Genomic DNA, 2978 nt, shown 5'->3' on the forward strand with positions numbered 1-2978 from the left:
CAGAAGACGTCGTAAAGGGCTGGCAACAGAACGTCTGCCGCTGCTCCGTCCGGCGGCGCCCAATCTGACCTGGTCGATGGATTTCGTCATGGACGCACTTTCCACCGGTCGCAGGATCAAGTGTCTTACCTGCGTCGATGATTTCACAAAGGAATGCCTGACGGTCACTGTTGCCTTTGGGATTTCAGGCGTTCAGGTCACGCGTATTCTGGACAGCATTGCACTGTTTCGAGGCTATCCGGCGACGATAAGAACTGACCAGGGGCCGGAGTTCACTTGCCGTGCACTGGATCAATGGGCCTTTGAGCATGGTGTTGAGTTGCGCTTAATCCAGCCGGGCAAGCCAACGCAGAACGGATTTATTGAGAGCTTTAACGGACGATTTCGCGATGAATGTTTGAATGAGCACTGGTTCAGCGATATCGTTCATGCCAGGAAAATTATTAATGACTGGCGGCAGGATTATAACGAATGCCGCCCGCACTCCACGCTGAATTATCAGACACCGTCTGAATTTGCAGCGGGCTGGAGAAAGGGTCATTCTGAGAATGAAGATTCCGACGTTACTAACTGAGTGTTGTATCTAATCGTGGGGGCAGGTCACCTCCGCAACCACATGTTTTCACATGGTTGTTGCGTTGACCAATTGAATCTACAGCGGCCTTTTTCAGGATATCCCGTTCTTCTTCGGTACGTTTTAGCTGTGCCCGTAGTTTCAGGATCTCGCTTTTGGCTTCCAGTAAATCCCGGGCATGCTGCTCGCTGTTATCCGGTTTGATAGCCCGTAGCCACTTGTAGAGGCTGTGGGCAGAAACGCCCAGACGGTCAGATACTTCGGCAACGGAATAACCGCGTTCCGTTATCTGTCGGACGGCTTCTTCCTTAAATTCAGGTGTAAATCGTGGTGTGCCCATATGCTCCCCCTATGCTCAAACTATAGGGCAGGATCGTATACCGGGGTGGGGTCAGTCCAACTATAGGGCAGATTTGTCTACGGGCTCGGGGGCACTCCACACCTTTAATCAGGTGGCCAAATTTACTGTGCCACTACAGTCGAACAATCACATAGAGCGATAAAATCAGACACTTCAGGACAGATTCATCCAAGAAACCGTCTCAAAGACATCAGCAGTGTCGAGGGCGTCAATTCCTTGCTGGATATTCTTATATCGGATTCCAATCGGTCGCTTAACAGACCAGTATAATTCTTGAAAGGCTTGTATTTTCCAAACGTGGAAATCCGAAAAGGTTTAGATGATATCAAGTCCAGCCCGGAATCTCAGTGAGATAAAAGGATATGATTGTCTGATACCTGATACTGACCATTTCACGGACAGAAACTGAGTAACAGTTCATATAGACAATTCCTTAACAAAAATGAGGCATATTTACCCCCTTATTTGTCGTTTTGTTCATGACAATAGACGCTATCCTACTGGAACCCTGACGTACACAGAACCAGGATACTATTATTCGACCATTTTTCCCCCGTGAGGAATGGTCTTTTTTTCATTAACTTGCCATTACCCCGATGAATTTGAAGCCCAGAATACCGGTGCATTAAGTCCTAAAAATAACGATTACCTACACATACCTCACATTTGTTACATTGCACAACAATTAAGCAACGTGGCTATCTGAACCATAAGCTGGTATGATATTTGCACACTGATTAGACTGGCCCCCTGAATCTCCAGACAGTTGGTATCACTTAAGTTAGTGATAGTCTTAATACTAGTTTTTAGACTAGTCGTTGGAGTCCGAATGATTGATGTTTTAGGTCCAGAGAAGCGCAGACGGCGAAGTGTTCAGGAAAAAATCGCCATTGTTCAGCAGAGTTTTGAGCCCGGAATGACCGTGTCGCTGGTCGCCCGTCAGCATGGCGTTGCTGCCAGTCAGCTGTTCCTGTGGCGTAAGCAGTATCAGGAAGGCAGCCTTACAGCCGTTGCCGCAGGAGAACAGGTTGTGCCCGCGTCGGAGCTGGCATCTGCGATGAAGCAAATTAAAGAGCTGCAGCGCCTGTTGGGCAAGAAAACCATGGAAAACGAGCTGCTAAAAGAAGCCGTTGAATATGGCCGACAAAAAAAGTGGATAGCGCACGTGCCCTTGTTGCCGGAGGATGGCGAATAAGCCTTGTCAGTCGTTGCCTCCGGGTCTCACGTGCGCAACTGCATGCCATGGCCCGTCGGTCGAAGGACTGGCAGGATCGTCGGTGCAAGCGCAAGCCTGATGATACTGACGCGCTGGCCCGTATCCATACCGTTATCGGCGATCTGCCCACCTATGGTTATCGTCGGGTATGGGCACTGCTGCGCAGACAATCAGAAACTGACGACATGGCGGTGATCAATGCCAAACGCGTATACCGCATCATGCGTCAGAATGCGCTGCTGCTTGAGCGTAAACCGGAAATACCGCCATCGAAGCGGGCGCATACAGGGAAAGTGGCCGTTGGAGAAAGTAACCAGCGGTGGTGCTCTGACGGCTTCGAGTTCAGCTGTGATAACGGTGAAAAACTGCGGGTCACGTTCGCTCTGGACTGTTGCGATCGCGAGGCACTTTACTGGGCGGCCAGTAACGGTGGATATGACAGTGAAACCGTGCAGGACGTCATGCTGGGTGCCGTGGAGCGTCGCTTCGGTAACAGCCTGCCGACATCCCCAGTTGAGTGGCTGACAGACAACGGTTCAGCCTACCGTTCTTATCAGACGCGTCAGTTCGCCAGAATGGTAGGACTGGAGCCTAAACATACGGCGGTACGTAGCCCGGAAAGCAACGGGATGGCAGAGAGCTTCGTGAAAACGATGAAGCGCGATTACATCAGCATCATGCCGAAACCCGACGGGTTAACAGCGGTAAAGAACCTTGCGGAGGCCTTCGAACATTACAACGAATGGCATCCGCATAGTGCACTGGGGTATCGTTCGCCACGGGAATATCTGCGGCGACGAACCAGTCATGGGTTAAGTGATAAAAAG

1 protein-coding gene and 2 pseudogenes are annotated in these 2978 nt (G+C 50.4%); 2 read left to right on the plus strand and 1 reads right to left on the minus strand.

The window, feature by feature from the left end; translation table 11 throughout:
* Positions 1 to 574 (plus strand): annotated as a pseudogene (locus tag OGY13_RS08685) (IS3-like element ISSen4 family transposase); the annotation flags it as partial.
* A gap of 82 nt (positions 575 to 656) precedes the next feature.
* Here OGY13_RS08685 and OGY13_RS08690 read toward each other — a convergent pair.
* A pseudogene (locus OGY13_RS08690) lies at positions 657 to 914 on the minus strand (transposase); the annotation flags it as partial.
* An 850-nt stretch (positions 915 to 1764) separates the two neighbouring features.
* Between OGY13_RS08690 and OGY13_RS08695 the strand changes: the two are divergent.
* A protein-coding gene (locus OGY13_RS08695) for an IS3-like element ISEc36 family transposase (protein ID WP_416378444.1) occupies positions 1765 to 2978 on the plus strand; the annotation gives its coding sequence in 2 pieces (ribosomal slippage) (positions 1765 to 2080 and positions 2080 to 2978; 1215 coding nt annotated over the 2 pieces). This gene is flagged as partial in the annotation.

This window comes from Citrobacter sp. Cpo045 (assembly GCF_030332875.1).
GTDB lineage: Bacteria > Pseudomonadota > Gammaproteobacteria > Enterobacterales > Enterobacteriaceae > Citrobacter > Citrobacter portucalensis.